This window comes from Tissierella sp. P1 (assembly GCF_002266425.1).
GTDB classification, from domain to species: domain Bacteria; phylum Bacillota; class Clostridia; order Tissierellales; family Tissierellaceae; genus Tissierella; species Tissierella carlieri.
The window spans coordinates 1-3,817 of sequence record NZ_NPMN01000068.1 but is presented as its reverse complement, the minus strand read 5'-3'; the positions used below and the strand labels follow the sequence as shown (position 1 = coordinate 3,817).

Genomic DNA, 3,817 nt, shown 5'->3' with positions numbered 1-3,817 from the left:
TATTGATATAATAGAAAGGAAGAAGATTTATAGGGGAGGTGCCAGCTCCCCTATGAAACTAAACATCTTTTTGTGCAGAGAACTCTTCATTTGTAGCTGAGTTCTTTGTATTTTTTTTAGTAGAATTAAGAGTAATTATGCTGATTATTAAATTAAGTAGAGCTGTTAAAATTGTTAAGAGTTTTTCCCAAAATAGCATTTACATCACCTCCTATATATAAACTCAAATGAGTTAAATATTTCATAGAGATGAGATTAAACTGCATAGGGATATAAGAAATAAATAGCCAATATATGTCTCAATATTATTCTATGAGATGGTTTACATAAATATTCTTATTTTATTAATAAAGTTGATATATAGTAAAATTACTAAATTGAATAATAATAACAGATAGAAATAGATGAGAAGTAATTGATTATATTTAAGAAAATATTGTTAGCTTAACTAAATTGAAATATCAAAGAGACCCTATAAAAGGTCTCTTTATATATGGGGGCGTTTTTGTTTATAAACAGATAAACTGTTGATAAGACATGTTCTAATGCCTAATAATATTATATTGACTTAATTAAATTAGGTGATATAAAGATAAAGAAAAATATAATAGTCAATATTAAAGTAACATTTATTTTTATATTTTAATTTCTTCAAAAAAGAAGGATTTCTTCAATCGTATATAGAATTATATAAGTAAATCTTATATAAAGGGTGATAAATAATGGTAGAGGACCTGTTATTTATAACTAAAAATTTATTAGCTCAATCAGAGTCTTCAAAGTTTTCACAGGCTGAAAGAGATTATATAATTAGAGTAGTCAGAAAAGCAGTATTTATATTACTTATTGAGTTCAGCAAGAGTAATAACTAGGATTAGATATCCTAGTCTTTTTTTGTGACATATGACTGATTTGTATAAGTTTCCTTATAAAATAAAAAGTAAAATCAAGTTTCATATAGAATATAAATAATAAGAAGTTAAAACAGGGGAATTTATGTCAGTATGACAGAACTTCAGATAAGATTTAATTCTATCGTTTTTTACATTATTTGAACATATTACTAAAAGGTATGTATACCGTGATATATAGAAATATCAGAAAACTTATTCCTATTATTAAATATTTAATAAGATTTTTATTCTGTTCACTTTTTTTCTTTTCCTCATCAAGTTTCTTTCTTCTTTCAATTTCATCCAACCTAGCTTTTTCTTTAATCGTTTCCTCTTGGTAAATAGGATCATTTTTTATATCCATACTATCACTCCTAACATTTTATTAAAATATATTCTTCTTAAAGATGGATTATCCGAAAAAGAAAAATTTTAAAAGCTTTTATAGAATTGTTACTATCTTAATAAGGTTAAAACTAAAACTACGTTGAATTTCTTTCTTTAACTGTGAGTTCGATGTTTTCAAAACATGCCTTAAAGCTTCATTAATATTTACAGATATGGTATGTATAATGATTATTTAAGAAGAATTAAAAAGTATTATAATAAAAGTGATTAATTCTGCATCTTATAATCTTCTTTAATACCTTCAACTGAATATTTAAAGAAAAATCTTTTACACTATATAAGGTAAAAAGTATTATTCTAAATAGTATAAAGGATGAGGAAAATGAAGCAGTTAATTAAATATTTAATCTTATTCATAATTGGAGGAATATCCTATTTTTTTATTGAGATATTGTGGAGAGGATACTCTCATATGACAATGCTTATTCTAGGTGGATTATGTTTTATATTAGTGGGTTTAATAGGTGAACATTATTTCACATTTAATAAGTCTTTATTGCTGCAGCAAGTTATATCTTGTTTAATTATCACAGTATTAGAATTAGTATTTGGGTTAATTTTAAATTTAGGGATGGGATTAGATATTTGGGATTATAGTAATTTAAAATTTAACTTTATGGGGCAGATATGTTTAAAATATAGCATTCTATGGTTTTTTCTTTCTTTACCAACTATAATCCTTTACGACTATATAAGGTATTGGATATTTGGAGAAGAAAAACCATATTATAAATTTATCTAAGTTATGAAAAAACGAATAACCTGTAAAATACTGTATTATTTACAAAAAAATTATATGGTATTTTATGTTTTAAGTAATAGGTTATTAAAAATAAAAATGTTTATTCTACAATCCGAATAAATTAATGATATATGTTATAATGTCTATATGAATAATCTGCAATAATGGAACTTTATAAATTGAATCAAATATATATTTATGTCACAAAAGCTAGTAGGTAATATATAATTAAATATAGAAGGAGACTTTAATATATGTCGCATTTAAAAACCGTTATTATAACTGGTGCTTCGAGAGGTATTGGACAATCAATGGCAGAATTATTTGCCAATAAAGGATATAATGTATTAATTAATTTTAACCACTCTGAAAAAAATGCTTTATATTTATATAATAAACTTAGAAATAAAGGATTATCTGTAAAGATATTTAAGGCAGATGTTTCTAAGAGGAATGAGGTAGAATTGATGATGAAGTTTTGTGTTGAAAAGTTTGGAGGACTTGACGTACTCATAAATAATGCAGGAATAAGTCAAGAAAAGATATTTACAGATATTACAGAGGAAGATTTAGATGAGATTTTGAATGTTAATTTTAAAAGTGTATTTTACTGTTCTCAGAGTGCATTAAAATATATGCTTCCTAATAAGAGGGGAAAAATTGTTAATATTTCTTCTATATGGGGAATTGTTGGAGCTTCTTGTGAAGCTCATTATTCTGCCTCAAAGGCTGCTATAATTGGATTAACCAAAGCATTGGCTAAGGAACTGGGACCATCGAATATTCAAGTGAATTGTATTGCACCTGGAGTCATTCAGACAGATATGCTTTCGCCATATAATGAGGATGAATTATGTGTTCTTAAAGAAAATACACCATTAATGAGATTAGGAAGTCCTAATGATATAGCCGGATGTGCACTTTATTTAGCGTCTTCATACTCTGATTTTGTAACCGGGCAGATAATTAGTCCAAATGGAGGTTTTGTAATTTGAACCTTAAAAACTGAATAACAGGGTATCAAAAATCAAGATTCTATTACGGCAATATAGGAAATATGGTATAGTTTTCTTACTGGATATATGAAACTAAATAAAAAATATAATATAGAATTAAGAAATTTATGAAAGGATATGAAATAATGAAATATACTTTAGAAAAAATCCTATTTGGTATTGGTATTGTATTGCTGATATGTTTTTTCGGAGGTTTAGCATATATACGTTATGATTATTATACTAATACAATTACTTCGTATGCTTCTACACCATTATCTGTTTATAATATAATTCATGGGATAATATTTTTGGTACCAAGTATTCTATGCTTTATAGTATCGCTGGTGTTACGTTCAAAGTCAAAAAATAAATCTTAGTTTATATGTGAATGTTTTATATAAAATGTAATAATTACATAACAGAATATTTACTTTAATACCGTATCGTTCAGTCTATATAGGTAATTCAAAATTGGAATACTTCGTTGAAAGTATAAAGCATATGATAGTTTTCAAAACTCTTGTTTCAGTGGTTGCGGGGCTATTGGTGGCTGGTATACAGTTCATTATTCAAAGACTAGTGAAATGAATATATTCTGTATTTGTAATTAAGACCGAATGTAATACAGTCAATCATTAAGAAGAAACTTGGTGATTCAGTAGTAAAACTATATGCTTTTATTGTAGCATTAGTACTTATTTTTATTTTTGTCAATTCTGGCCAAGGTGCTGAAAGAATATTACTCAAAATAGGCAGAAAAAATCAGATAAATAAGC

General features: G+C 25.9%; 6 protein-coding genes. 4 read left to right on the top strand and 2 right to left on the bottom strand.

Annotated elements, in window-relative coordinates:
• Nucleotides 1–58: 58 nt before the first annotated feature.
• The gene (locus tag CIW83_RS22450) at nucleotides 59–199 is read right to left on the bottom strand and encodes a hypothetical protein (protein ID WP_158220213.1); all 141 of its coding nucleotides are present in this window, start codon (nucleotides 197–199) and stop codon (nucleotides 59–61) included.
• A gap of 523 nt (nucleotides 200–722) precedes the next feature.
• Between CIW83_RS22450 and CIW83_RS22445 the strand changes: the two genes are divergently transcribed.
• Nucleotides 723–872, top strand: a complete 150-nt coding sequence (locus CIW83_RS22445; protein ID WP_158220212.1) for a hypothetical protein — start codon at nucleotides 723–725, stop codon at nucleotides 870–872.
• A 175-nt stretch (nucleotides 873–1,047) separates the two neighbouring features.
• On the opposite strand, the gene CIW83_RS21655 is transcribed toward CIW83_RS22445, so the two are convergent.
• Nucleotides 1,048–1,257: a hypothetical protein gene (locus CIW83_RS21655; RefSeq protein ID WP_094904502.1), complete on the bottom strand. Its 210-nt coding sequence runs from the start codon at nucleotides 1,255–1,257 to the stop codon at nucleotides 1,048–1,050.
• A gap of 366 nt (nucleotides 1,258–1,623) precedes the next feature.
• On the opposite strand from CIW83_RS21655, the gene CIW83_RS21650 reads away from it, so the two are divergent.
• The 3 genes from CIW83_RS21650 (at nucleotide 1,624) to CIW83_RS21640 (ending at nucleotide 3,418) form a co-directional block, all read left to right on the top strand.
• The gene (locus CIW83_RS21650) at nucleotides 1,624–2,043 is read left to right on the top strand and encodes a hypothetical protein (protein ID WP_201260094.1); all 420 of its coding nucleotides are present in this window, start codon (nucleotides 1,624–1,626) and stop codon (nucleotides 2,041–2,043) included.
• 254 nt (nucleotides 2,044–2,297) lie between these two features.
• Nucleotides 2,298–3,038, top strand: coding sequence for an elongation factor P 5-aminopentanone reductase (gene ymfI, locus CIW83_RS21645; protein ID WP_094904500.1), 741 nt, complete (start codon nucleotides 2,298–2,300; stop codon nucleotides 3,036–3,038).
• Nucleotides 3,039–3,184: 146 nt separating this feature from the next.
• Nucleotides 3,185–3,418, top strand: coding sequence for a hypothetical protein (locus CIW83_RS21640; protein WP_094904499.1), 234 nt, complete (start codon nucleotides 3,185–3,187; stop codon nucleotides 3,416–3,418).
• Nucleotides 3,419–3,817 lie beyond the last annotated feature (399 nt).

Bases quoted from the DNA above. Each gene is read 5' to 3' on its own strand.
- ymfI (WP_094904500.1), top strand. From the start codon at position 2,298: ATGTCGCATTTAAAAACCGTTATTATAACTGGTGCTTCGAGAGGTATT.
- CIW83_RS22445 (WP_158220212.1), top strand. From the start codon at position 723: ATGGTAGAGGACCTGTTATTTATAACTAAAAATTTATTAGCTCAATCA.
- CIW83_RS21640 (WP_094904499.1), top strand. From the start codon at position 3,185: ATGAAATATACTTTAGAAAAAATCCTATTTGGTATTGGTATTGTATTG.
- CIW83_RS22450 (WP_158220213.1), bottom strand. From the start codon at position 199: ATGCTATTTTGGGAAAAACTCTTAACAATTTTAACAGCTCTACTTAAT.
- CIW83_RS21655 (WP_094904502.1), bottom strand. From the start codon at position 1,257: ATGGATATAAAAAATGATCCTATTTACCAAGAGGAAACGATTAAAGAA.
- CIW83_RS21650 (WP_201260094.1), top strand. From the start codon at position 1,624: ATGAAGCAGTTAATTAAATATTTAATCTTATTCATAATTGGAGGAATA.